The 23,977-nt window shown below is 71.5% G+C and carries 16 protein-coding genes; 4 read left to right on the top strand and 12 right to left on the bottom strand.

Annotation, left to right across the window (positions count from 1 at the left end):
- Positions 1-13: 13 nt before the first annotated feature.
- The 4 genes from MQE23_RS12820 to MQE23_RS12835 all read right to left on the bottom strand — a co-directional run bounded on the left by MQE23_RS12820 (position 14) and on the right by MQE23_RS12835 (position 5,375).
- Positions 14-1,714 (bottom strand): proline--tRNA ligase, encoded by a 1,701-nt coding sequence (locus MQE23_RS12820; RefSeq protein WP_020269638.1) that lies wholly within the window; start codon positions 1,712-1,714, stop codon positions 14-16.
- Between the two features lie 72 nt (positions 1,715-1,786).
- Positions 1,787-2,317, bottom strand: a complete 531-nt coding sequence (locus tag MQE23_RS12825; protein ID WP_020269639.1) for a GNAT family N-acetyltransferase — start codon at positions 2,315-2,317, stop codon at positions 1,787-1,789.
- A 30-nt stretch (positions 2,318-2,347) separates the two neighbouring features.
- Positions 2,348-3,196, bottom strand: a complete 849-nt coding sequence (locus MQE23_RS12830) for a GNAT family N-acetyltransferase (protein WP_243379218.1) — start codon at positions 3,194-3,196, stop codon at positions 2,348-2,350.
- A gap of 112 nt (positions 3,197-3,308) precedes the next feature.
- Positions 3,309-5,375 carry a tail fiber domain-containing protein gene (locus tag MQE23_RS12835; protein WP_243379219.1) on the bottom strand — a complete coding sequence of 689 codons (2,067 nt, stop codon included), beginning with the start codon at positions 5,373-5,375 and terminating at the stop codon, positions 3,309-3,311.
- 185 nt (positions 5,376-5,560) lie between these two features.
- Between MQE23_RS12835 and MQE23_RS12840 the strand changes: the two genes are divergently transcribed.
- Positions 5,561-5,803, top strand: coding sequence for a hypothetical protein (locus MQE23_RS12840; protein ID WP_020276776.1), 243 nt, complete (start codon positions 5,561-5,563; stop codon positions 5,801-5,803).
- Between the two features lie 154 nt (positions 5,804-5,957).
- Here the strand turns inward: MQE23_RS12840 and ispG are convergent, their stop codons facing one another.
- The 4 genes from ispG to MQE23_RS12860 all read right to left on the bottom strand — a co-directional run bounded on the left by ispG (position 5,958) and on the right by MQE23_RS12860 (position 11,876).
- Entirely contained in the window at positions 5,958-7,115 is a 1,158-nt protein-coding gene (gene ispG / locus MQE23_RS12845) for a flavodoxin-dependent (E)-4-hydroxy-3-methylbut-2-enyl-diphosphate synthase (RefSeq protein WP_037673331.1), read from the bottom strand.
- 168 nt (positions 7,116-7,283) lie between these two features.
- Positions 7,284-8,576, bottom strand: a complete 1,293-nt coding sequence (locus MQE23_RS12850; protein ID WP_128092693.1) for a site-2 protease family protein — start codon at positions 8,574-8,576, stop codon at positions 7,284-7,286.
- A gap of 8 nt (positions 8,577-8,584) precedes the next feature.
- The gene (dxr, locus tag MQE23_RS12855) at positions 8,585-9,841 is read right to left on the bottom strand and encodes a 1-deoxy-D-xylulose-5-phosphate reductoisomerase (RefSeq protein WP_243379220.1); all 1,257 of its coding nucleotides are present in this window, start codon (positions 9,839-9,841) and stop codon (positions 8,585-8,587) included.
- Positions 9,842-9,935: 94 nt separating this feature from the next.
- The gene (locus tag MQE23_RS12860) at positions 9,936-11,876 is read right to left on the bottom strand and encodes an acyl-CoA dehydrogenase family protein (protein WP_037673336.1); all 1,941 of its coding nucleotides are present in this window, start codon (positions 11,874-11,876) and stop codon (positions 9,936-9,938) included.
- Positions 11,877-12,221: 345 nt separating this feature from the next.
- Here MQE23_RS12860 and MQE23_RS12865 point away from each other — a divergent pair, with 345 nt between their 5' ends.
- From MQE23_RS12865 to MQE23_RS12875, 3 genes are all read left to right on the top strand, one after another.
- Complete coding sequence (locus tag MQE23_RS12865) at positions 12,222-13,235, top strand: LacI family DNA-binding transcriptional regulator (protein ID WP_243379221.1); 1,014 nt, start codon at positions 12,222-12,224, stop codon at positions 13,233-13,235.
- Positions 13,236-13,355: 120 nt separating this feature from the next.
- The gene (locus MQE23_RS12870) at positions 13,356-15,398 is read left to right on the top strand and encodes a glycoside hydrolase family 31 protein (RefSeq protein ID WP_037673328.1); all 2,043 of its coding nucleotides are present in this window, start codon (positions 13,356-13,358) and stop codon (positions 15,396-15,398) included.
- A gap of 112 nt (positions 15,399-15,510) precedes the next feature.
- Positions 15,511-16,698, top strand: coding sequence for a sulfotransferase (locus MQE23_RS12875; protein WP_243379222.1), 1,188 nt, complete (start codon positions 15,511-15,513; stop codon positions 16,696-16,698).
- 32 nt (positions 16,699-16,730) lie between these two features.
- Here the strand turns inward: MQE23_RS12875 and MQE23_RS12880 are convergent, their stop codons facing one another.
- The 4 genes from MQE23_RS12880 to MQE23_RS12895 are packed head-to-tail and all read right to left on the bottom strand — an operon-like array spanning position 16,731 to position 23,846.
- The gene (locus MQE23_RS12880; RefSeq protein WP_243379223.1) at positions 16,731-17,444 is read right to left on the bottom strand and encodes a hypothetical protein; all 714 of its coding nucleotides are present in this window, start codon (positions 17,442-17,444) and stop codon (positions 16,731-16,733) included.
- Positions 17,445-17,479: 35 nt separating this feature from the next.
- Positions 17,480-19,669: a glycoside hydrolase N-terminal domain-containing protein gene (locus MQE23_RS12885; protein ID WP_243379224.1), complete on the bottom strand. Its 2,190-nt coding sequence runs from the start codon at positions 19,667-19,669 to the stop codon at positions 17,480-17,482.
- Positions 19,666-21,645, bottom strand: a complete 1,980-nt coding sequence (locus MQE23_RS12890) for a beta-galactosidase (protein ID WP_243379225.1) — start codon at positions 21,643-21,645, stop codon at positions 19,666-19,668. Before MQE23_RS12890 ends, MQE23_RS12885 begins: the two co-directional genes overlap by 4 nt.
- Positions 21,645-23,846 (bottom strand): sialidase family protein, encoded by a 2,202-nt coding sequence (locus MQE23_RS12895; protein ID WP_243379226.1) that lies wholly within the window; start codon positions 23,844-23,846, stop codon positions 21,645-21,647. Before MQE23_RS12895 ends, MQE23_RS12890 begins: the two co-directional genes overlap by 1 nt.
- Between the last annotated feature and the right edge of the window lie 131 nt (positions 23,847-23,977).

A 23,977-nucleotide genomic window follows, 5' to 3' on the forward strand; every position in this document is an offset into this window, starting at 1 on the left:
AGGGCCAGGGCACTCAGGCCGTGAGCCGTGCGACGGCCTCCTCGACCGTCAGCTCCTCGCGCTCGCCGGTGCGGCGGTCCTTCAGCTCCACCACACCGTCGCCCGCGCGCCGCCCGGCCACCAGGATCTGCGGTACGCCGATCAGCTCGGAGTCGGTGAACTTGACGCCCGGGGAGACGCCGGCGCGGTCGTCGACCAGGACGCGGACACCGGCGGCGGCCAGCTTCTGGGAGATGTCGAGGGCCAGTTCGGTCTGGAGGGCCTTGCCGGCGGCGACCACGTGGACGTCGGCCGGGGCGACCTCCTTGGGCCAGCACAGGCCCTTGTCGTCGGCGCTCTGCTCGGCGATGGCGGCGACCGCGCGGGAGACGCCGATGCCGTAGGAGCCCATGGTGACGCGGACCGGCTTGCCGTTCTGGCCGAGGACGTCGAGCTTGAGGGCGTCGGTGTACTTGCGGCCCAGCTGGAAGATGTGGCCGATCTCGATGGCCCGGTCGAGGACGAGGCCCGTGCCGCACTTCGGGCAGGGGTCGCCCTCCTGTACGACCACGACGTCGACGTAGCTGTCGACCTCGAAGTCGCGGCCCGCGACGACGTTCTTGGTGTGCGTGCCGGCCTTGTTGGCGCCGGTGATCCACGACGTGCCCGGGGCGACCCGCGGGTCGGCGATGTACGTGACCTTGTCCAGGCCCTGCGGTCCGACGTAGCCGCGGACCAGGTCGGGGCGGGCCGCGAAGTCCGTCTCGGTGACCAGCTCGACGACGGCCGGGGCGAAGTGCGCCTCGACCTTGTCCATGTCGACCTCGCGGTCGCCGGGGACGCCGACGGCGACGATCTCGCCGTCGACCTTGACGAGGAGGTTCTTCAGCGTGGCCGAGGCCGGGACGCCGAGGGACGCGGCGAGGGTCTCGATGGTCGGGGTGTCGGGGGTCGGGATGTCCTCGGCGGCCGGGACGTCGGCGGCGTCGACGGGCTTCAGCTCGTACGTGATCGCCTCGGTGTTGGCGGCGAAGTCGCAGTTCGGGCAGTCGGCGAAGGTGTCCTCGCCGGCCTCGGCGGGGGCGAGGAACTCCTCGGACTTGGAGCCGCCCATCGCGCCGGCGGTGGCGGCGCAGATGCGGTAGTCGAGGCCGAGGCGCGCGAAGATCCTCTGGTAGGCCTCGCGGTGCAGGGCGTAGGAGCGGGCGAGGCCCTCGTCCTCGGTGTCGAAGGAGTAGGAGTCCTTCATGAGGAACTCGCGGCCGCGCAGGATGCCGGCGCGGGGCCGGGCCTCGTCGCGGTACTTGTTCTGGATCTGGTAGAGGATCACCGGCAGGTCCTTGTAGGAGGACGCCTGGTCCTTCACCAGCAGGGTGAAGATCTCCTCGTGTGTGGGGCCGAGGAGGTAGTCGCCACCCTTGCGGTCCTGGAGGCGGAACAGCTCGGGGCCGTACTCGTCCCAGCGGCCGGTGGCCTCGTAGGGCTCGCGCGGCAGGATGGCGGGGAGCAGCACCTCCTGGGCGCCGACGGCGTCCATCTCCTCACGGACGATGCGCTCCACGTTGGCCAGGACCCGCTTGCCGAGCGGCAGCCAGCTCCAGATTCCGGCGGCGGTGCGGCGCACGTAGCCGGCGCGGACGAGGAGCTTGTGGCTGAGGACCTCGGCGTCCGCCGGGTCGTCGCGCAACGTCTTCGCCATCAACTGGGACATGCGCTGGACCGGTACGTTCGCCATGGCTTTTCTGCTCCTGCTGCGTGTAGGTGATGCCAGGAGGTTATCCGGGGGGTGCCGGGCGGTGGAAATCGGTTAACGGCGCAGGAGCGGGAGCGGAGCGCCCATCACGGCGTACGGCTTGGGGGCGCTCGGGAAGAGGACCTGGCGGGCCAGGTCCCGGTAGCCGAGGGAGCGGTAGAGCGCGCGGGCGGGGCTCTCGGTGTCGATCGCGGAGAGGATCGACCGGGGTTCGGCGGCGCCGTCGGTGATCGTGGTGATCAGGGAGCGGCCGATGCCCCGGTTCTGGTGGGCGGGGTGGACGTGCAGTTCGGTGATCACGAAGGCGTCGTCGAGCCAGTGGTCGTGGTGGTTCGCCCTGAGGTACGGCTCCACGACGGTGGACCACCAGTGGGCGCGGTCGTTGGGCATGCCGTAGACGAAGCCGACGAGGTTGCCGCCGACTGTCGCGCCGAGGGCGCGGGCGCCCGGATAGGTCATGTGGCGCAGGACGATCTGGCGGCGGACTGCGACTTCGTCGGGGCCCAGTCCGAATGCCACGGCTTGGACTTCCAGGGCCTCGTCGACGTGGCCGGAGAGGTCGAGGGGGCCGATCACCAGGTCCATGGCGGGGAGCCTACAGGGGGCTTCGAGTTGTCAGAACAGCACGCTCATGAAGGCGCCGACCTCTTGGAAGCCCACCCTCTGGTACGTCCTGCGCGCTGCCGTGTTGAAGTCGTTGACGTACAGGCTCGCCACCGGGGCCACGTCGGCCAGGGCGTAGCGCAGGACCGCTGCCATGCCCGGGGCCGCCAGGCCGGTGCCCCGGTACTCGGGGGCGACCCAGACGCCCTGGATCTGGCAGGCGCGGTCGGTCGCGGCGCCGATCTCGGCCTTGAAGACGACCTTGCCGTCCGCGTCGAAGCGGGCGAAGGCGCGGCCGGATCCGACGAGTTCGGCGACGCGGGCCTGGTAGAGGAGGCCGCCGTCGCCGGCCAGCGGGGAGACGCCGACCTCCTCGGTGAACATCGCCACGCACGCCGGCATGATCTTCTCCATCTCGTCCTTGCGGACGCGACGGACGTAGGGGTCCGGGGCGATGCCGTCCGGCAGGCGGTCCGTGACCATGAGCGGCTGGTGGCGGCGGACGTCGCGGGCCGGGCCCCACTGGGGTTCCAGCAGTCGCCACAGGTCGGCGGTGGAACCGGCCGGTCCGACGATGGAGGAGCAGCGGCGGCCGGCCCGGCGGGCGCGGTCGGCGAAGGCGCGGACGGCGCGCGGAGTGGCGCAGATCGGGACGAGGTTGGCGCCCGCGTAGCACAGGGACGTCAGCATGCCGTCCTCGTACCAGCCCCACATCTCTCCGCCGAGCCGCCACGGGTCGAGGCCGGCGATCTGCACCCGGGACGTCACGAAGGCGTTGGCGACCGGCTCGCGGTCGAGTATGGCGAGCGCGGCGTCCAGGTCGCTCGGTTCGAGGACCCGGGAGGTGGTCTGCGTCAACACGTGCGGGGCCTCACACACAGGGGTCGGCTGATCCACGCACTGTACCTGGCGGAGCTTGGGAGTGCCGCCCGCGTGCGGTGCCTTGACCGACGGGACGCCCGCGGACCTGGCGTCATCGGTCGTCGAGCCGCTTGCCGAGCCGGCTCACCTCGTCCTGGAGGCCGCGCACCATCCGGTACAGGGCCTGTACGGCGACGACGGACACCCCGTTGGCGTCGATGGGGTGGATGGTCCGGTCGTCGGCTCCCAGCCCGAGGGCGGCGTACCAGTCCTGGGCCATGGGACCGAGGTGCCGTACGCCCTCCTCGCCCCGGTAGCTCCATGTGCTCACCGGCAGCGCCGCCACGGCACGCAGCACCGCGTACCCGTCCGTGGTGGAGCCGTCGCCGGTGGCCTCGGTGCCGGCGTCCGGGTCGGGCGGCCACAGGACGGGGTCGATGTCGCACTTGAGGGCACGGTCGCTCCCGTTGCCGCCTCCCTCGCCGTGCGTGCCGTACGAGTGCCTGGAGTGAACCCACCGTCGCGGGCCGTGCCCCGTGTCCGTTCCCGGCCGCTCCCCCCGGTCGATCTCCTGGAGGAGTTCCCTGCCCAGGACGGTTTCGGGGTGCTCGTCCCCCAGCACTCTGCGGAGCGACGCGACGACCCGCGCGCACAGCGGCCGGGCTGCGACGGCCCCCTCGGTCTCGAGGGTGGCGATGGCCAGGTTCATCCGGACGCGGAGTGTCTCGGGGTGGTCCTCGCCCAGTGCCTGAGCGCAGTCCCGGGCGAGATCGCGGAACAGGCCGAGGACCGGAAGAGGCCCGTCGATCGTGGCCCGGACCGCCGCGTAGTTCGACCAGGCCTGCACCGTCTGGGGATGCCCGTGGCCGAGATGCTGCTCGCGGCGCGAGGCAACGTCCCGGAGGTCGTCGATCGCCGTGTCCGGATCGGCGTCCAGCCGGCACAGCGCCTCGACTTCGGCGGCCTCGGTGCTGAGGGGATGGTCCGGGCCCAGCAGCGCCTCGCAGCGCTTCCGCACGGCCGTGGCCATGGACAGCGCGTCCTCGGCCGAGCCGCAGCGCTGCGCCCAGTAGGCCAGCGAGATGCGGATGCGCAGGCTGGTGGGGTGGCCGGGGCCCACGGCCGCGTCAGCCTGGTCGGCGAGCCGGGTCAGCAGGGCGCATGCCGTGTCGTGGTCGCCCGCGCGTGCGGCGGCCCAGGCATGGGAGTGGCGGGCGGCCAGTGCGGCCGGATCGTCGGGCCCGAAGGCGGTGATCATGTCGGGCAGCAGCTGGTCGAGTTCGATGTGCGCGTGGATCCAGTTGCCCGACCGGCCGCCAGTGCGGGCCATGCCCCAGCGGGCGAGCAGCCAGAGGGTGCGGTCCCGGTCGGGGTGCGCGGCTTCGCTCCGGGCGGTCTGGGCGTAGAGCCGGTTCGCCTCGTGCCAGCGGCCCATGTGTCCGAGCCAGAGGGCCCTCCGCAGGGCGGCGAGCCGGGTGAGGATGTGCTCCGGCCCCAGGTGGCGTGAGCAGTCCGCGTGCAGGTCCGTCGTCAGCTCCAGGGCGCGGCGGACGTCCTGGGTGTGGCCGGTCCAGAACGCGAGTGCGTGCCGTGCGGCCAGGGTCTTGGGGCTCGCCTCGCCCAGCTCCGCGTCGGCACCGGCGACGAGCCGTGCCGCCGCGTCCCGTGCCAGTTCCGGTTCGCAGGCGGCGCTGAGCCTGGTGACGGCCTGCGCCAGCGCGTCGAGCCGCTCCTGGCCCGCCGGCCAGACCACGAACTCCTGTGCCGAGGAGCAGGCCAGTACGGCATCGGCGGCGCCGTCCCAGCCGCCGATCCAGGTGTCGGCCGACAGGCGCGGGGTGAACTCCCGGTCCTGCCGGGTGCCTGAAGTGCCCTGCCGGTCCCGGAGGTTCTGCCAGGACTCCTCCCAGTGGGCGTAGTCGATGTCCAGGGCACGGCCCTTGCCCCTGGCGAGGGAGTCGATGCGGCGCAGCAGCGCCTCGACGGTGTGCCAGTCGCCGTTGCCGACGCCCGCCTCACGGTCTCTCAGGTAGCCGTAGAGGGTCTCTCGCCCGATGGTGAAGGACGGGCCGGGTACGTCCCGAGCCGGCCTGGTGGCCTTGACCACCTGTGCGACGGTGACGTCGCCCTCTCGCATGAGCCGGGCGAGCTCCGCCCGGAAGTGCCGCCACGTCTCCACGGTGCCCTCTCGACGGAGCCTGTCCGGGACAGGTGTCCATGGTGTCCGGGACGGTCCGGGGCCGTCCAGCGGAATCGGTCAGTCCGGCAGCTGTTCCCGGACGTCCGGGATTTCTCCGCGCGGGGCGTGCGCGGGGTGCACTCGTCTCAGGTGCCCGGTGCTGCCGGGCGGTTCTGGGAGGTGCCGTGCTTCACTTCGTCGTCGGTCTGCTCGACGGTTCGCCGGTCGTCGCCGTGCTGGCCCTCACCGTGCTCACGGGCCCGGTGCTGCTCCGGCAGGTGCTGCTGTTCCTCGGTTTCAGGTGGGCCCTGCGCGGTGCGCGGCAGGACGCGTCACGTGTGTCGCTGTTCACCACGTACTCCGCCGCGCTGACTGCTCGGCGTGCGCGCAGGGCCCGACGGGGTGGGCCGGGGGCACGGTCACGGTGACGGGGAGGCACTGTAGCGGGAACCCGTACGACCGGGAGGGCACGGTGGCGGGAACCCGTACGACCGGGACGGCACGGTGGCGGGACCGGTACACCCTCGTCGGCGGCCGGGAGGCGGCGTGCGGCCCCTCCCGGCCGGATCCGTCGCCGGACGGTCAGCCCGCTACCGCCACCGACGGCTCGCCGGAGGTGACGCCGTCCTTCTCCATCTGCTCGGCCAGCTTCATGGCCTCCTCGATGAGGGTTTCCACGATCTTGGACTCGGGGACGGTCTTGATGACCTCGCCCTTGACGAAGATCTGGCCCTTGCCGTTGCCGGAGGCGACGCCGAGGTCGGCCTCGCGGGCCTCGCCGGGGCCGTTGACGACGCAGCCCATGACGGCGACGCGGAGGGGGACCTCCATGCCGGTGAGGCCGGCCGTGACCTCTTCGGCCAGCTTGTAGACGTCGACCTGGGCGCGGCCGCAGGACGGGCAGGAGACGATCTCCAGGCCGCGCTCCTTGAGGCCCAGCGACTCCAGGATCTGGAGGCCGACCTTCACTTCCTCGGCCGGGGGCGCGCTCAGCGAGACGCGGATCGTGTCGCCGATGCCCTGGCTGAGCAGCGCGCCGAAGGCGACCGCCGACTTGATCGTGCCCTGGAAGGCGGGACCGGCCTCCGTGACGCCGAGGTGCAGCGGGTAGTCGCAACTCTCGGCGAGCTGCTTGTACGCCTCGATCATCACGACCGGGTCGTTGTGCTTGACGGAGATCTTGATGTCCCGGAAGTCGTGCTCCTCGAAGAGGGACGCCTCCCACAGGGCCGACTCGACCAGGGCCTCGGGGGTCGCCTTGCCGTACTTCTGGAGGAGGCGCCTGTCGAGGGAGCCCGCGTTGACGCCGATGCGGATCGGCGTGCCGTGGTCCCGGGCCGCCTTGGCGATCTCCTTGACCTTGTCGTCGAACTGCTTGATGTTGCCGGGGTTGACGCGGACCGCCGCGCAGCCGGCCTCGATCGCGGCGAAGACGTACTTCGGCTGGAAGTGGATGTCGGCGATGACCGGGATCTGCGACTTGCGGGCGATGGTGGCGAGGGCGTCGGCGTCGTCCTGGGTCGGGCAGGCGACGCGGACGATCTGGCAGCCGGAGGCGGTGAGTTCGGCGATCTGCTGGAGGGTCGCGCCGATGTCGGACGTACGCGTGGTCGTCATCGACTGGACCGAGACGGGGGCGTCTCCGCCGACGGCCACGGATCCGACCTGGATCTGCCGGCTCTTCCGGCGCTCGGCGAGCTTGGTCGGAACGGACGGCATGCCGAGAGAAATCGCAGTCATCTGCTGTGCAACCCCAAGTCGTGGATCAAGGTCCGGTCCCGTGAGCAGCGGGCTCCGAGCTTCGAGATTACGGCACATGCCTTGGCGCGGGCACATCCCAGTCGCATTGCCACTCAATGGGAGGCGGCCCGGCACAAAGTGTGCCGAGCCGCCTCGAACGCCGTATGACTAGGAGATTCTCACCGGGTTAACCACGTCCGCGATCAGGACCAGGATCGTGAAGCAGATGAAGATCCCGGCGACCACGTAGGCGACCGGCATGAGCTTCGCCACGTCGAAGGGCCCCGGGTCCGGCCGGCGCAGCACCTTGGCGATGTTGCGGCGCAACGACTCCCACAGCGCGCCCGCGATGTGGCCGCCGTCGAGCGGCAGCAGCGGGAGCATGTTGAACAGGAACAGGGAGAGGTTGAAGCCGGCGACCAGCATGAGGGCCATGGCCAGCTGCTGGGTCGGCGGGATGTCGAGGGTGAAGATCTCGCCGCCGACGCGGGCCGCGCCGACCACGCCCATCGGGGAGTCGGCCTCGCGCGGGGCGCCGTCGAAGGCCGCGTTCCACAGGGCCGGGATCTTGCCGGGGAGGGCGGCGAGGGAGTCGACGGCCTCGCCGATCCGGTCGCCCATCCAGGTCACGGACTCGCCGAAGTCCTGCTTGACCACGCCGGTGGCGGCGCTGAAGCCGAGGAAGCCGGCCCGGACGTACTCGCCCTCGACGATCTGTCCGCCGGAGTCCTTCTTGGCGACCTGGTTGGTGGCGATCTTCGCCTGCAGGGTGACGTCCTGGCCCTTGCGGTCGACGACGATCGGCACCTCCTTGCCGGGGGTGGCGCGGATCAGGTCGGACAGCTTGTTCCAGTCGTCGGTCCGGACGCCGTTGAAGGAGACGATCTTGTCGCCCGCCTTGAGGCCCGCGGCGGCGGCCGGGCTGGCCGGGTCGCCCTTCTCGCACTTGTCGCGGTTCTCGCTCTGCGCGATGACGCACTGGGAGACGGAGCTGACCGTGGTGGTCTGCTGGGTGATGCCGAAGCCCATCAGGATGGTGAGGAACAGCGCCACGGCCAGGACCAGGTTCATGAAGGGCCCCGCGAACATCACGATCACGCGCTTCCAGGGCGCGCGCGTGTAGAACATGCGGTTCTCGTCGCCGGGCCTGAGCTCCTCGTACGCGGCCGAGCGGGCGTCCTCGATCATGCCGCGCCACGGGGAGGTGGAGCGGACCTCCAGCCGACCGTCGGGGCCGGGCGGGAACATGCCGATCATGCGGATGTAGCCGCCGAAGGGGATGGCCTTGAGCCCGTACTCGGTCTCGCCCTTCTTGCGCGACCACACGGTCGGGCCGAAACCGACCATGTACTGCGGCACGCGGATACCGAACAGCTTGGCGGTGGACAGGTGCCCCAGCTCGTGCCACGCGATCGAGAACAGCAGGCCGACCACGAAGAGACCTATGCCGAGGATGAACATCAGGGTCGTCATGCACGGGCCTCCGCCGTCTGTGCCGCCAGTTCCCGGGCCCGGGTCCGCGCCCAGGTCTCCGCTTCGAGGACGTCCGACACGGTGAGTGAGGTTCCCGTACGCGGGGTGCCGTGTTCCTCGACGACCCGGGTGACGGTCTCCATGATCCCGTTGAAGGGCAGCGCGCCCTGGCGGAACGCCTCCACGCACTCCTCGTTGGCCGCATTGAACACCGCCGGTGCGGTGCCCGCGAGCTCGCCGACGTGCCGCGCGAGGTTCACCGACGGGAAGGCCTCGTTGTCGAGCGGGAAGAACTCCCAGGTCGAGGCCTGGCTCCAGTCGAAGGTGGGCGCGGCGTCGGGGACGCGCTCGGGCCAGCCGATGCCGATGGCGATGGGCCCGCGCATGTCGGGCGGGGTCGCCTGGGCCAGTGTCGATCCATCCGTGAACTCAACCATCGAGTGGACATACGACTGGGGATGCACGACGACCTCAATGCGGTCGAAGGGAATGTCGTAGAGGAGGTGTGCCTCGATGACCTCCAGGCCCTTGTTGACGAGGGTCGCGGAGTTGATCGTGATGACCGGGCCCATGGCCCAGGTGGGGTGCGCGAGGGCGTCGTCGACGGTGACGTGGGCCAGCTCCGCCTTGGTCCGGCCGCGGAAGGGGCCGCCGGAGGCGGTGACGACCAGCTTGCGGACGTCGGCGCGGGTGCCGGCGGCCAGGGCCTGGAAGAGGGCGGCGTGCTCGGAGTCGACCGGGATGATCTGCCCGGGCTTGGCGAGGGCCTTGACCAGCGGGCCGCCCACGATGAGCGACTCCTTGTTGGCGAGCGCGAGGGTGCGGCCCGCCTCCAGGGCGGCCAGGGTCGGGGCGAGTCCGATGGAGCCGGTGATGCCGTTCAGCACGGTGTGGCAGTCGGACGCCGCGAGCTGCGTGGCCGCGTCCGGGCCGGCGAGGATCTCGGGGAGCGGCTCGCCGGTGCCGTACTGCGCGGTGAGCGCCTCGCGCAGGGCCGGTACGACGTCCTCGCGGGCGACCGCGACCGTGCGCGCCCGCAGCCGGTACGCCTGCTCGGCGAGGAGGGCGACGCGGCCGCCGTTGGCGGACAGGCCGGTGACCCGGAACCGGTCGGGGTTGCGCAGCACGAGGTCGATGGCCTGCGTGCCGATGGACCCGGTGGAGCCGAGGATCACCACGTCCTTCGGGCCGTCGCCCGCTACGGGGTCGTAGACCAGGTGTGGATCGGCGAGGGGGGCTGGACTGTCGCTCATTCCTCCATTGTTGCCGTAAGCATCGTGTGTGAGGACAGCGCATCCCCCTCGACGGGGCGCGCGCCACACCGGCCCGCGCCCCCGGGGTGGCCGGTCAGCGGATCGGCCGGTGGACGTTCTCCTTCTGGGACGGGCCCGGTGTCGCGTCCGCGATCCACGGCCCCTCGCCCGACGGGTCGACGATGCCGCGCTCCAGCCACTCGTATGTGCCCGACAGGACGCCCTTGACGACCTTGCGGTCGAGGTCGTCGGTGTTGGTCCACAGCCGGTTGAAGAGCTCCTCGATCCGGATGCGGGACTGGCGGCAGAAGACGTCGGCGAGCTGATAGGCCTCGCGGCCGTGGTCGCCCTGGCTGCGCAGGAGTTCGGCCCGGACGCAGGCCGCGCTCATGGCGAACAGCTCGGCGCCGATGTCGACGATCCGGCCGAGGAAGCCCTGCTTGGACTCCATCCGGCCCTGCCAGCGGGACATGGCGTAGAAGGTGGAGCGGGCGAGCTTGCGGGCGGTGCGCTCGACGTAGCGCAGGTGCCCGGAGAGGTCCACGCCGTGTTTGAACTCGCCGTAGGTGGCCGGGAGCTGGCCGGGGCCGGCGACCAGCTTGGGCAGCCACTTGGCGTAGAAGACGCCCGCGTTGGCGCCTGCGCGGGCCTTCTCCCCCAGGGACTTCCCGGGGTCGATGAGGTCGCCGGCGACCGAGAGGTGGGCGTCGACGGCCTCGCGGGCGATGAGGAGGTGCATGATCTCCGTCGAGCCCTCGAAGATGCGGTTGATCCGCAGGTCGCGCAGGAGCTGCTCGGCGGGGACGCCGCGCTCGCCGCGGGCCCGGAGGGACTCGGCCGTCTCGAATCCGCGGCCGCCGCGGATCTGGACGAGTTCGTCGGCCATCGTCCAGGCCATCTCGGAGGCGTAGAGCTTGGCGAGGGCGCCTTCGATGCGGATGTCGTTGCGGTCCTCGTCGGCCATCTGCGAGGCCAGGTCCGTCACGGCCTCCAGGGCGAAGGTGGTGGCCGCGATGAAGGAGATCTTGGAGCCGACCGCCTCGTGGTGCGCGACGGGCTTGCCCCACTGCTCGCGGGCCGCCGACCACTCGCGTGCGATCTTCAGGCACCACTTGCCGGCCGCGACACAGGAGGCGGGCAGGGAGAGCCGTCCGGTGTTGAGCGTGGTCAGGGCGATCTTCAGGCCCTGGCCCTCCTCGCCTACGCGGTTGGCGGCGGGGACGCGGACCTGGTGGAAGCGGGTGACGCCGTTCTCGATGCCGCGCAGGCCCATGAAGGCGTTGCGGTTCTCGACGGTGACGCCCGGCGAGTTCGTCTCCACGACGAAGGCCGTGATGCCGCCCTTGTGGCCCTCGCTCCTCGGGACCCGGGCCATGACGACCAGCAGGTCGGCGACGACGCCGTTGGTGGTCCACAGCTTCACTCCGTCGAGGACGTAGTCGTCCCCGTCGGGCACGGCGGTGGTGGCGAGGCGGGCCGGGTCGGAGCCGACGTCGGGCTCGGTGAGCAGGAAGGCGCTGATGTCCGTGCGGGCGCAGCGCGGCAGGAAGCGCTCCTTCTGTTCCTGTGTGCCGAACAGCTTCAGCGGCTGCGGCACGCCGATCGACTGGTGTGCGGAGAGCAGCACGCCGATCGCGGGGCTGGCGGAGCCGGCCAGGGAGAGCGCTTTGTTGTAGTACACCTGCGTGAGGCCGAGACCGCCGTACTTGGTGTCGATCTTCATGCCGAAGGCGCCGAGGTCCTTCAGCCCGTCGATCACCTCGTCGGGGATGCGGGCCTCGCGCTCGATGAGGGCCGGGTCGACCTTCGTCTCGACGAAGTCGCGGAGCTTGGCGAGGAACTCCTCGCCGCGCTGGGCCGCCTCGTCGGCCGGCAGGGGGTGGGGGTGGATGAGGTCGAGCCGGAAGCGGCCGAGGAACAGCTCCTTGGCGAAGCTGGGCTTGCGCCAGTGCTGTTCCCGGGCGGCCTCCGCCACCTCACGGGCCTCCCGCTCGGTGACGGCGGGACGGGAAGAGGGGGTGGTGGAAGCGGACATGATGGCCACCTCGCCGCATATAGGGATGTTGAGGACCGTACGTTACCGATCAGTGCTACTGGATCGTTGGTACCCGAAACCGGACGCTCCCACCAGTCCTCGCGCATCCGTTCAGCCGATGAGGCGGAACGCTCCCGGACTTGTCGGGGGCCTGAGGACGGTGTTGCATCGGGGTGTCTTCCCGGGAACGGCCCTCCCCTCCGGCGCCGTTCCGGAATTCGGTATCGAAGCGCTTCGACAACCTATGGACACGTACTCCCCGCTGGAGCTACTGTCGAACCACCCTCACCCACTCATATCAGCAACGCGCATTGTCGAAGCGCTTCACAAAGCTTGGAGAGCTGGATGGTCACCCTCGCCGAGGTCGCCCAGCACGCCGGAGTCTCGGCGAGCACGGTGAGCTATGTCCTCAGCGGCAAGCGGTCCATCTCCGCGAACACCCGGCAGCGGGTCGAGCGGAGCATCCGCGAGCTCGGGTACCACCCGAACGCCGGGGCCCGTGCCCTGGCCAGCAGCAGGTCGAACATCATCGCGCTGATGATCCCGCTGCGCACGGACATGTACGTGCCCGTGATGATGGAGATCGCCATCGCAGTGGCGACCGCTGCCCGGACGCACGGGTACGACGTGCTGCTGCTCACCGGTGAGGAGGGCCCGGACGCGGTGCGCCGCGTCGCCGGGAGCGGGCTCGCCGACGGGATGATCCTGATGGACGTCGAACTCGACGACGAGCGGCTGCCCTTGCTGCGCGCGACGGACCAGCCGTCCGTGCTGATCGGGCTGCCCGCCGACACCACCGGTCTGACCTGTGTCGATCTGGACTTCCGGGCGACGGGCGCGCTGTGCGTGGAGCACCTGGCGAAGCGGGGGCACCAGGACATCGCTGTCATCGGCGAGGCCCCGGCGGTATACGAGCGGCACACCGGTTTCGCCGAGCGCACCCTCGACGGGCTCCGGTCCCGTTCCCGGGAGCTCGGCGTGCGGCTGCTGCACCGGCCGTGCGAGGGCGGGTACGACGCGATGGCGGTGACGCTCGCCCGGATCCTCGACGAACGCCCGGACACCTCGGGGATCATCGTGCAGAACGAGTCGGCGGTCGAGCCGCTGCTCGCCCTGCTGCGGCAGCAGGGCCGGGCCGTGCCGGAGGACGTGTCGGTGGTCGCGATCTGCCCCGACCAGGTCGCGACGCAGGCCTCGGTGCGGCTCACGTCGGTCGCCATCCCCGCGCAGGAGATGGGCCGGCACGCCGTGGAACACCTGGTCGCCAAGTTCGAGGGGCGGGGCAGCGACGAGGTCGTGCTGCTCGCGCCCGAGCTGACGGTCCGGGGCAGCACGGGGCCGGCGCCCACCCGGCCGTAAGGCACACCCCAGGCACACCCCAACCCTTCTCCCGCCCTCCTCCCAGGGCACCCCCATGTCCGCGCACCTCTGTCCGCACACCTCTGTCTGCACTCCCCCAGGAGCACAGGAGCCCGCCACGTGAATCAGCCTGCTGAAACCCAGCCCCAGGTGAGTCTGGCGCAGTCCTCCCCCACCGTCGGCACGTTCCGCGAGCGGGGCGGCGCGCTGGAGTGGAGCGGCCGCCAGGAGACCGTACGGATCGAGCCGTGGGGTCCGGACGCGGTCCGGGTGCGGGCCCGGCTCGGCGGCCCGGTGCTCGAAGGGCTCCCGGGCGCGCTCCTCGACGAGGCCCCCGCGACGCCGTCCACGGTGAAGATCGAGGAGGGCCGCGGGCAGCTGACCGTCGGCACGCTCACCGTCGAGGTGAACGCCGAGGGCCTGGTCCGCTTCCTGCGGACGGAGGATTCCGCCGAGCTGCTCGCCGAGGACCGCGCCCACTTCTGGTGGCCCGGCTCCCGCCTCTACACGGCCGTCGGCAACGGCCATCACCGCCTGGAGCAGCGCTTCGCCGCGTACGACGACGAGAAGCTGTACGGCCTCGGCCAGCACCAGCACGGGCGCCTGGACCAGAAGGGCCTGGTCCTCGACCTGGTGCAGCGCAACGCCGAGGTCGGCATCCCGGTACTGACCTCCAGCCGCGGCTACACCCTGCTGTGGAACAACCCGGCGATCGGCCGTGTGGAGCTGGCGCACAACGGCACGCGGTGGGTCGCCGACTCGGCCCGGCAGATCGACTACTGGATCACGGCGGGCGACCCGGCCGCCGCCCAGCGCCGCTACAGCGCGGTGACCGGCCGGACGCCGATGCTGCCGGAGTGGGCGGCGGGCTTCTGGCAGTGCAAGCTGCGCTACCGCACCCAGGACGAGCTCATGGCGGTGGCACGGGAGTACAAGCGGCGGGGGCTGCCCATCTCGGCGATCGTCTGCGACTTCTTCCACTGGACGCACCTCGGTGAGTGGAAGTTCGACCCGAAGGAGTGGCCGGACCCGGCGGCGATGGTGCGCGAGCTGGAGGAGCTCGGCATCAAGCTGGTGGTGAGCGTGTGGCCCTCGGTGTCGCCGCTGAGCGAGAACCACCCGGTCATGGAGCAGCGCGGCTGGTTCATCGGCACCCAGTACGGCCCGATGGCGCACGCCGACTGGCCCGACAAGGAGGTGGCGTCCACGGTCCAGGTGGCCTTCTACGACGCCACCAACCCGGAGGCCCGGGAGTTCGTGTGGTCGAAGGTGAAGGAGAACTACCTCGACCCGTACGGCATCACGGCGTTCTGGCTGGACGCCTGCGAGCCGGAGCTGAAGCCGGGCTTCCAGGAGAACCTGCGCTACTGGGCCGGCCCGGGCCTGGAGGTCGGCAACATCTACCCGGCCGAGAACGCCCGCACGTTCTACGAGGGCCTCGTCGCCACCGGCGAGGAGGAGGTCGTCAGCCTCAACCGCTCGGCGTGGGCGGGCAGTCAGCGCTACGGCGCCGCCCTGTGGTCCGGGGACATCGGCACCGACTTCCCGACCCTGCGCCGCCAGATCGCGGCCGGCCTCAACACCGCGCTGTCGGGCATCCCCTGGTGGAACACCGACATCGGCGGCTTCCACGGCGGCGACCCGGACGACCCGGCGTACCGGGAGGTGATGGTCCGCTGGTTCCAGTTCGGCGCGCTGTCCCCGCTGATGCGTCTGCACGGCTTCCGCGACCCGGGCATGCCGCTGGGCCCCGCGATGACCGGCGGCCCGAACGAGGTGTGGTCGTACGGCGAGGAGGCCGGGGCCGTCCTGGAGAAGTACCTCCGGCTGCGCGAGCGCCTGAAGCCGTATGTCCTGCGCGTCATGCGGGAGGCGCACGAGGAGGGCCTGCCGGTGATGCGGCCGCTGTTCCTGGAGTTCCCGGACGACCAGGCCACCTGGTCGGTCGACGACTCCTACCTCTTCGGCCCGGACCTGCTGGTCGCCCCGGTGCTCACCGCCGGCGCCACCGCCCGGACGGCGTACCTCCCGGCGGGGGCCACCTGGACGGACGCGTGGACGGGTGAGACGTACCAGGGCGGTCGGTCCGTGACGGTCGACGCCCCGCTGGACCGCATCCCGCTGTTTCTGCGGGACGGGGCGCGGCTGCCCGTAGCGGAGTAGCCGCGCCGGCTGGAGGGGTGGCCGGATCGATGGAGGTCTTCCGGCCACCCCTTCCGCCTGTTCGGCCAACTTTCGTCCACCGCAAGCGGGTTCGAGAGGATAAGTTCCCTGCGTGTCCACGTCACCGCTCGCCCTCACCCTGGCGAATCTGTTGCTGCGGCCGGGCTTCGCCTCCCGTCGTGCCCCGGACCGGATCTTCGACCGCATCGTGGTGGAGGCCGGTGAGGCGCCGGGGGACCGGGAGTTCGTCGACGGCTTCCGGTCGCTGCTGGGGTGGTGGGCGAAGGCGGATCGGCTGACCCCGGTCGGCTGGCAGTCGGCGCAGGTGCACGTGCGCCGGCACCTCACCAACCGGGCCCGCGTCCTGCGGCTGATCGCCGAGCGTCCGGAGATCGAGCGGGAGCCGATCGAGAAGCCGGTGTTCGTCGTGGGGCTGCCGCGCACCGCCACCACGGTCACGCACTCGGTGCTGTCGATCTCGGACGAGCACCGGTGCCCCCTGCTGTGGGAACTGCTCGGGCCCGACCTGGAGCTGCCGCCCCGGCAGCGCCGCAGGGCGATCACGGCCGGACGCCGGCTGGTGCAGGGCACGGACCTCTTCGCGCCGCGTTTCCGCGACATCCACGCGATGGCCGCCGAGGGCCCCGAAGAGTGCACGTTCGCGCTGCCGCACGCCCTGATGCCGTTCTCCCAGGCCCGGATCCCGGAGTACCTGGACTGGCACTGCGAGCGGGACTTCGTCGCCGACTACCGGTACCTCAAGCAGGTCTACCAGGTGCTCCAGTACGGCCGTCCGCGGCGGCGCTGGGTGCTGAAGTCCCCCATGCACCTGGAAAACCTGGACGCACTGCGCAGGGTGTTCCCCGACGCCACGATCGTGTGGTGCCACCGCGACCCGGTCACCGTCGTGGCGTCGTTCTGCTCGCTGATCGAGCACGGCATGGCCGTCAGCACCCGCCCGCTCGACCTGCCCGGCATCGGCGCCACCTGGCTCGGCCTGCTCAGCCGCGCCATGACGCGCGGTCTCGCGGCCCGGGCCGCGATCCCCGCGGAGCAGTTGGTGGACGCCCCGTACTCCTGGCTCGGCTCCGAACCCTCAACCGGCGCCCCGAAGCTCTACGCGGCCGTCGGCGCCCCCTGGACCGAATCCGACGCGGCCCGTCTCCCGGCGGCCGTCGCCCGCCCCAAGGGCACCCGCAAACACACCTACGACCTGTCCCGCTACGGTCTGAGCCGCGCCGACGTCGAGTCGGCGTTCGCCGAGTACAACGCGCTGCGGGCCGAGGTCGACCGCGCCTGAACGGCACGGCCGGCCCCGGCCCTCGCCACGGATCAGCTGCTGCTGACCGTCAGGTTGTTGGTGGTGAAGTTCAGCCCGCCGGACGACGAGGTGACCTCGTAGCCGAACTGGACGTCACCGATGGTCTCGTTGCCCATCCAGCGCTTGGTGTCCTTGATCCACTTCAGGATCGGCAGGATGTTCACGGTGCCGGAGCTGGAGTTGGAGGTGCGGATGAACGAGAACACCTCGTTGGAGCCGTTGGTGCCCTTGAAGACGTTCCAGGAGTGGCCGCCGAGACTGACGCTGCCCTGCGAGGTTCCGATCGGGCCGACGGGGCCGGTCTTGTTGACCCAGAGCATGATCTCGTAGTCGTGGTCCGTGTCCCAGATGTCGTACGAGGTGTTGTACGCGCCGGAGGACGGGACACTGACGTTGTAGCTGCTGGACAGCGAGCCCAGCGAGGTGATCGACTTGTTGATCGCCTTGGTCTGGTTCGGGTAGGACTTGATGCCGCCGGTGTTGGGATGGTTGGCCCAGACACCCCAGTTGGTACCGGAGTTGGCCCAGATGCACTGGCTGCCGGCGCCGCCGCCCCAGATGTTGTTGTAGAGCGTGTAGCCGTTCAGGTTGGTCTGGCCCCACTGGTCGCAGGAGTTCCAGACGGCGGCCGAGGCGGGGGCGGAGGCGAGGCCGACGGTGGCGCCGAGCGCCAGGGCGGGAGCCAGCAGGGCCTTGGTGACCCTGGTCAGCGTGCGTGATGCCATGGTGTCCCTTCCATGGGGTGGGGGGATGGGGGGAACTACCACGCCCTCAGGGTGAGGACGTGGTCTTCTCCGGCGACCAGGTGGAGGGATTCTGCGCCGGAGGAAGTCCGCAGTTCGACGCGTTGGGTGCGGCCGGGCCGGATGACGGCGGTGGCGCCGTCCCGTGTCCAGGTGAGGTCGAGCTCCGCCCCGAACCGGGTGCGCACCCCGCGCAGGGCGCCATCGGGGTACGCCGCCGGCAGCGCGGGCAGCAGCACCAGCCGGTCGGGGGTCGACTGCACGAGCATCTCGATCAGCACGGCGGGCAGGGTGTGCGCGGCGTCGGCGTTGTAGACGTTCCGGTTCGGGTAGTGGGCGCTCATCAGGGACGCGTGGAAGAAGTCGCCGTCCAGGACCTGGCCGAGGGCGTGGGCGACGCGGTCGCCGTCCCTGAGCCGGGCCGCGATGAGCGCGTGGTGCAGGTGTCCGTGCGCGGAGTCGTTCTCGGCGCCGCGCAGTTCCAGGGCGCGGTGCGCGGCGGCCGCGAGTTCGGGGGTGTCGTAGGGGGTGATCTCGTCGAGCGGCCAGACGCCGTAGAGGTGGCTGAGGTGGCGGTGGTCGTAGGAGTCCGCAAGGCCCGGCCAGGCCCATTCGGCCAGGGCTCCGTCGGCGTTGATCCGGTGCGGGGGGAGCCGGTCGGCGAGGGCGCGCCAGCGGTCGGCGTCGGGGCCCGGGTGGTAGGCGGCGGCCGTCAGCAGGGCGTGGCGGGCCGCGGAGAGGTCCATCGCCGCGTTGAGGGTGCCCCAGCTCGCGCCTGCGGGCCGGTTCTCCGGCGAGTAGGAGGGGACGACGACGAGCCGGCCGTCCTCGTCCGTGCGGGTGAGGAAGTCCTCGTAGAACACGGCGACTTCGGCGAGCGCGGCGGCGGTGCGCGGATCGCGGGTGCCGTGGGTCTCGTCGTGGTCGACGAGCGGTTTGAGCAGCCAGTCGGCGCCGGCGGTCCACAGGTGCAGCGGGTACTCGCGGCTGAAGTGGTACGAGTGGCCGGACTCGCCGTCGGTGTGGGCGGGGGCGACAGCGCCCCGGGTGCCGAAGACCGCGCGGGCGTTGTCGCGCCAGTCGGGCAGCTGGCGGTGGATCAGGTTCGCATGGGCCTCCGTGACCTCGGGGAGGGCGGCGGCAGCGGCCGAGGCGGTCTGGAGGTTGAGGTTGGCGTCGTTGGTGAACGCGCCCGACCAGGCCGTGTTCCAGTCGCCGGTCCACAGTCCGGTCAGGCGGGGCGGGAAGAGGCCGCTGGCGGACAGCAGGTGGTAGCGGCCGGCCGCGAACAGGCGCTCCAGCAGGGCCGCGCTGCGGGGCCGCTTCAGCAACTCGGAGCCCGGCAGCGCCCGTTCGGCGGGGTCGGCGGCCAGGTCGAGGGTGACGCGCTCGTAGGCGGTGCGGTGCAGGGCGGCATGGCGGTCGAGGAGCTCGTCGTACCCGGTGGGCAGGTCGCGCAGGGCACGCCCCTCCTCGACCACGTCCAGTTCGCCGGTGTGCCGGTGCACCCGGGTGAGGAGAAGCACGGACCGGGCTCCCTCGATGTGCACGCCGGGTGGCGTGAGGGTGGTCGTGCCGCCGGTGACGGTGAGCAGGGTGACGCCGGTGCAGGCCAGGTCGCTGTCCGGGTAGCGGGCGCGCAGGCTCAGCAGGGCGCCCTCGGGGGTGAGGACGGCTCCGTGGCCGACGCCCAGTCCGACGGGGGCGCCGGGCAGCCGGTGGTCCAGGTCGATGTCGAGGATGAGACCGGGACCGCTGACCTGCTGGACGAGCACGTCGTCGGCGCGGGAGACGAAGACGCGGCCGGCCCAGCCGGCACAGGTCGTGCTCACCACGCCGGTGGTGAAGTCGACGTCGCGCCGGTAGCCGGGGCAGTCGTCCGGCGGCCGGCGCAGCCGAATCTGGAAGGCGGGGTGGAAGGGCTGCACCCACTGGAGCGGCCTGCCGTCCGTGAAGGTCTCGGCCGCGGTCGTGTCACCCGCCAGGAGGCGGTCCTGGAGGGCGGGGAGGCCGGCGGCGAGCTGCGGGGGCCGGGGGTCCCTGCCGTTGGGCCGTACCAGGGTGTGATGGGTGACGACGACCCGTTCGTCGTTCGGGTCACCGGACACAAGGGCGCCGTGGTGGCCGTTGCCGCTCAGGAAGCCGTCCTCCCAGCGAGCGGCCGGGTGCGGCTCCCACGTGCCGTGGACGGGTGCGGAGTCGGTCATGGCCGGAGCACCGCCGCCCCGTAGCGGCCGAGGGTGACCCGGTCGGTGACGGCCGCCCCCGTCAGCAGGTCGTGGTGGGTGCCGGGGACCTCGACGGTCACCGGCTCGCGGCCGTGGTTGAGCACGAACAGCACCTCGCCTCTCAGGACGGCCTCGACCTGCTCGGGCAGGCCGTCGAGCACCGGCCGGACGCCCGCCTCGCCCGCGATCCGGGTCAGCAGCTCGCGCAGGGCCTCGGGTTCCGGGAGCGTGGAGACGTACCAGGCCCGGCCCTTGCGCAGTACGGCGGGCATGCCGTCCAGTTCGCCGCCCTTGTAGGGGGTGGTGTGGTCGGGGTCGGCGGGCTCGATCTCCTCGGACCACTGCGTGCCCCGGAAGCCCTCGCACGCGACCGTCTCGTCCGCGTCCAGCGGCCACCACTCGTGCAGCGTGCGGATGCCGAACAGCTCCCGCAGCCGGGCGTCCATGCCGCCGGGGCGGACCCGGTCGTCCTCGTCGGCGACGCCGGTCAGGAAGCCGCAGACGAGGGTGCCGCCGCCGCGGACGTAGGCCAGGAGGTTGTCGATCGCCGCGTCGGTGAGCGCGTACAGCTGGGGCACGAGGACCACGGAGTACGGCGTCAGATCGTGCTCGGGGTGGGCGAAGTCGCAGGTGAGGTGTGCCTGCCAGAGGGCCCGGTGCCAGGCGCGCAGGACGTCCGGGTACTCCACCCGGCTGGACAGGCGGCCGTCATGAGCCCCGGCCCACCAGGCGTTCCAGTCGTGCAGGACGGCGACGTTCGCGGTGAGGTGCCGGCCGGTCACCTGCGGGGCGATCCTGGCCAGGTCCGCGCCGAGCTGCTTGACCTCCTGGTACGTACGGCCTTCCTCCCCCGCGTGGCTGACCATGCCGGAGTGGAACTTCTCCGCGCCCTGCCGGGACTGCCGCCACTGGAAGAAGCAGACGGCGTCGGCGCCCCGGGCCACGGCCTGGAGGGACCACAGCCGGTTGAGGCCGCGCGGCTTGGGGTGATTCACGCCCCGCCAGTTGACCGGTCCGGCCGCCTGCTCCATGAGCATCCAGGGCCCGCGTGCCTGGGAGCGGGTCATGTCCTGCACGAGCGCGCCGTTCTGGGCGCCGAGCGGGTCCCGCGGGTCCGGGTAGATGTCGACGGAGACGACGTCCTCCTCCGCCGCCCAGCGCCACGCGTCCTGCCCGATCCAGAGCGGCATGAAGTTGCTGGTCACCGGGATGTGCGGGGTGTGACGCCGGACGATGTCCCGCTCGGCGGTGTAACACTCCAGGAGCATGTCGGAGGTGAAGCGCCGGAAGTCCAGAACCTGGCCGGGGTTGCGCATGTAGTGCGGCAGGCGGGGCGGCAGGATGCCGTCCCAGGTGTCGTAGCCCTGGCTCCAGAAGGCGGTGCCCCAGGCCTCGTTGAGGGCGTCGAGGGTGCCGTACTTCGTGCGCAGCCAGCGGCGGAAGGCGACTGCGGCCTCGTCGCCGTAGTCGAAGGTGCAGTACTCGTTGTTGATGTGCCACATCGTCAGGGCCGGGTGGCCGCCGTAGCGGGCGGCCAGGTCCTCGGTGATGGCGGCGGCGTAGCGCCGGTAGGTGGCGCTGGAGTGCGAGAAGTGCTGGCGGCCGCCCCACCACTCGGTGCGGCCGTCCTCGGTGACGGGCAGGGTGTCGGGGTGCAGCCGGCCCATCCAGGGCGGGGGCGAGGCGGTGGGGGTGGCGAGGACGACCCCGATGCCGTTCTCGTGCATCAGGTCCATCAGCGTGTCCAGCCAGCCGAACTCCCGCGCGCCGGGCTCCGGTTCCAGCGTCGACCACGAGAACACCCCGAGGGTGACGGAGTTGACGCCGGCGTCCTTCATCAGCCGGACGTCCTCGTGCCAGGTCTCCCTCGGCCACTGCTCCGGGTTGTAGTCGCCGCCGAAGAGGAGACGGCCCCGGGTGGCGTCGCTCAGGGCAGGCCCTTTTCGCTCCGGCATCAGACGGGCTCCCCGTACTGCACGCCGCGTCCGTTGGTGGCGATGTACACACGGCCGTAGACGCGCGGGTCGCCGGTGATGGCCGCGCCGATCCAGCCCCACTGGTGCTTCTCGTCGTTGATCCGCCTCCAGGTCTTCGCCTCGTCGTCGGAGCGGTAGACGGCGGTGATGGTCTCCGTGGAGCCGACCATGTAGATCGCCGGGTAGGAAGCGCCCCTGGCGGCCTTGCCGAAGCCCAGGGTGTGTGAGGCGTGGCAGCTGCTGACCTCGGCGAAGGTCGCGCCCCCGTCGGTCGAGCGGTACAGCCCGTTGCCCTTGAGGCTGAGCCACAGGTCGCCGGTGCGGCCCGGGGCAGCCGTCAGCTGGAACTCGCTGTCGCCCGAGGCCAGGCCGGTGGCGCGCGCCGTGAAGGTCTTGCCGCTGTCGGTGCTGGCGAACAGCGTGCCGGTCGTGGTGTCGAAGGCGTAGAAGCGGGCCGGGGCGACGGGGTCCGGGACCGGGGCGGCGCCCTTCGGGAAGGAGGCGACCTCGGACCAGGAGGCGCCGTTGTCCGCCGAGCGGTAGCCCGGGTTGGCCGTGCCGAAGGACCAGAGCAGCACGCTGCCGTCGGCGTTGGTGGCGATCGGGCCGGGCGCGGACTTGGCCACGTCTGGCTGGGCCTTGAAGGGGGTCCAGGTCTTGCCGCCGTCGTTCGAGAAGGCGCCGTTGCCGTGGTCGCCCCAGCCGGCCCGGACCACGTACGACGGCTTGGCCGCGGCCAGCGAGAGGCCCGTGGCCGTACCGAACACCGGGTTCGACGCCATGCCGCGCGACGGGGAGGCGGTGAGCCGCTCGTGGTACATCACGCCGATGTCACCGGACCCGCTGAGCAGGTGCGCCTGCCCGGTCGGGGGCGAGACCAGCTGGCGGATGGACGCCTCCTCCACACCGCGGATCTGCGGGGCCCAGTGCTTGAGGTCGCGGGTGCCGTAGAGGGTGGCGCCCGTGCCGTAGACGACGTGCCGGGAGTCGTACGGGTCGAGCCCGACGGCCTGGATCCACCAGCCGAACTTGGGCTTGTCGCCGCCCCAGTTCAGGTACGGCGTCTCGGTGACGTCGAGGACGGCCCTGTCTTTCAGGGAGGTCCAGGTGCGGCCGCCGTCGGTGGTCCGGTACAGGGTGTCGATCAGCGACCAGCGGTTGTTGGTGGAGACGACGACGGTGCCCGGGCGGCGGGCGTCGACGGCGCAGCCGCCATAGCCGAAGGAGTCGGTCCCGCCGTCGCTCGTCGCCCCGCCGGGCTTCACGGGCGTGACCTCGGTCCACTTCCCGTTGGTCGTCCGCAGCTTGTGCACGCTGCCGTCGGACTGGCCGTTCGGTCCGGGGACGTTGGCGTACGTCACGTACAGCTCGCGTGTGTGCTTGTCGTAGGCGGCGCGGATCGGCACCTTGGCGGCGGTGCCGGTGGGCTGCCCAGGGACGGGTTCCCAGGTCGTGCCGTCGGAGGTGCGGTACAGGCTGGGCTGCCCCGCGGTGCCGTCGGAGTCGCCCCAGCCGGCGTAGACGCTGCGGCCCGCGGCGACCAGGAGCGTGACGCCCTGGCCCGTGGCGCTCGGCGTGGCCGGGAAGCTCACGGCCTTGAACGTCGCGCCCCGGTCGGTCGACTTGAGCAGTCCGTCGTGCCGGGTGCCGAGCCACAGCGTGTCGCTGTCCCGCGGATCGACGAGCAGCCGCTCCCCACAGCCCCGCCCGTCCTCGTTGGCCCCGAGCTTGACGGTGAGGTCGGTGCGCTTCCAGGAGGAGCCGCGATCCTCCGACCGCAGCACGGCCCCGTTGCCGGCCCAGGACTGCGCGTAGGTGCCGAGGGCGAGGTACACCCGGTTCGGATGCGCCGGGTCGACGGCCATGGCCTCCACGCCGAGCAGGTTCCAGTCGTCCCAGCCGAGGTGGTCGGTCAGCGGGATCCACCGGTCGGTGCGGTCGTCCCAGCGGTAGGCGCCGCCGATGTCGGTACGCAGGTAGGCGAGCCCGCGTACGGAGGGGTGGAACAGCACGCCGGTGATGAATCCGGTGCCACCCTGGACCACGTTGCGCCAGCGGTACGCGGTCCCCGCCGGAGCGGCGGCCTGCGCACGCCCCTGGGCCATCGGAAGGGAGACGACCGCGGCGGCGGCAGCGGTCCCGGCCAGCACGGAACGTCTGCTGAGGTGAAACGTGCTCATGACATACCTCGGTTCTTGCGCAGAGAGTTGGGGAGAGGCTTGGGGGGCGCGGGGAACTGCGCGATCAACCACGACGCAGCCGCAGCCGACACACGAGGAACAGCCCTACGGCGAGAACCAGGTCGAGGGCG

This window comes from Streptomyces sp. HP-A2021, assembly GCF_022807935.1.
Lineage (GTDB): Bacteria > Actinomycetota > Actinomycetes > Streptomycetales > Streptomycetaceae > Streptomyces > Streptomyces afghaniensis.